Origin of the sequence: Herbaspirillum chlorophenolicum (genome assembly GCF_001189955.1) — a bacterium.
Lineage (GTDB): Bacteria > Pseudomonadota > Gammaproteobacteria > Burkholderiales > Burkholderiaceae_D > Herbaspirillum > Herbaspirillum chlorophenolicum.
Window position 1 is genome coordinate 1 of record NZ_LFLT01000129.1, and the last position, 1,821, is coordinate 1,821.

At 57.3% G+C, this 1,821-nt stretch carries 1 protein-coding gene and 1 pseudogene; one reads left to right on the plus strand and one right to left on the minus strand.

From position 1 onward, the window contains the following. Positions 1-285: pseudogene (locus AKL28_RS24940) on the plus strand (EamA family transporter); the annotation flags it as partial. Positions 286-389: 104 nt separating this feature from the next. Here AKL28_RS24940 and AKL28_RS23465 read toward each other — a convergent pair. Next, a partial coding sequence (locus AKL28_RS23465) for a heavy metal translocating P-type ATPase (RefSeq protein ID WP_156226477.1) occupies positions 390-1,821 on the minus strand: 1,432 nt, incomplete at its 5' end.

The window sequence follows — 1,821 nt, forward strand, 5'->3', positions numbered from 1 at the left end:
GTTTTAGCGCTCGCCAATGGGGAGCCGTTGACGTCGCAATTAGTTATTGCCAGCGCATTGATGACAGTGGGTATCTATCTGCACCTTACCGAGCGCCATGTGCACGAGCATATTCACGAGGAGATGGAACATGAGCATGAGCATACGCATGATGATCAGCACCATTTGCATGGGCATGAAGAGGCGGTAGCCCCTGGAGTGAAACACACCCACAGGCATCGCCATTCACGTCTTACACATACGCACGATCACTTTCCTGATACCCATCATCGCCATCAGCATTGAGCCGTTACCTCTGGAGAGGTCGATTGCGCCGGTGCCCTTGTGTGAGGAAAAGGCGATCCGTGCAACCAATTATGGCATTGTCGAAAATCGGCATGCACAGTTGGTTATCTGGTGGATCGCCTGGAGTAAGCAAGCAATCGCAGGGCATTGAAGACGACGATCAACGTGGAGCCTTCATGCATTGCGACCGCAACACCAATACTTAAGCCGAAAATGGTTGCTGGCACCAGGAACGCAACGACGCCCAGGCTGATGAAGACGTTTTGCCGGATGACACTTCGAGTATGCCGGCTCAAGTCGACAGCGAAAGGAAGATTCTTCAGGTCATCTGCCATCAATGCCACATCGGCAGTCTCCAGGGCGACGTCCGAGCCAGCAGCGCCCATGGCAATGCCCACCGTTGAATTAGCCATAGCCGGAGCATCATTGACTCCATCACCAACCATTGCAACCTTGGTTGTCTGGCGAAGTTTACGGATGGCTTCAACCTTATCTTCAGGCATCAGATTGCCCCAGGCCTCGTCCAGGCCGACTTCGCTGGCCACTGCATCGGCAACCTTTTGATGGTCTCCGGAGATCATGATCATTCGGGTAATCCCAATCTCACGCAGCTCCTGCAGTGCTCCCTTGGCATCGGCCCGTGGCGTATCCATCAGTCCGATTGTCCCCAGATCGCGCTGACCATGCCGTACTACCATCGTGGTCCTGCCGTTTTCACGCAGTTTCTCAACAGCGGATATGGTTGCTGCATCTAAGGCGGGGACGTCGTCGCTGCCGAACATCTCCAGCTTGCCAATCCAAACCGTCTCGCCGGCGATGGTTGCGGTAACGCCGCGGCCAGTCAGGCTTTTAATGTCCAGCGCGCCTGGCGGGCTCTGAGAGGAGCCCAAGTGTTTCTTCGCGTCTCGTGTGATCGCCGTTGCAAGAGGGTGGTCGCTCTGCGATTCGACCGCCAGCGCAACATTGAGGAGTTCTTCGACTGCAATCCCTTCGGCCGGTATGACATCGGTGATGCGAGGCCGCCCTTCGGTCAGGGTGCCCGTCTTATCAAATGCGATGGCGCTGAGGGAACCAAGTTCTTCAAGTGGTGCGCCGCCTTTGATGAGAACGCCGCTGCGTGCAGCACGAGCAATGCCTGACAACACGGCGCTAGGAGTGGCAATGGCGAGCGCGCACGGGCTTGCTGCGACCAGAACAGCCATCGCGCGATAGAAACTATCCCGGAATGGCTCGTCGACGACGACCCATGCGAACAGCAGAAGGAATGCCAGGGCAAGAACGGCCGGGACAAAGACACGCTCGAACTTGTCGGTGAAGCGTTGCGTAGCCGACTTCCGTGTTTCGGCCTCACTCACCATCTTGACCACTCTGGCCAGCGCAGATTCACTGGAGCGACGTGTTACCTCGATCTCAATGGCGCCGGCGCCGTTGATTGTGCCTGCGAACGCCTTGGAGTCGCTCGGCACTCCATCTGGTCGGGCGCGGGCCAAGTCGACGTCGTCGACTGGGCGCTTATCGACGGGGATGCTCTCCCCG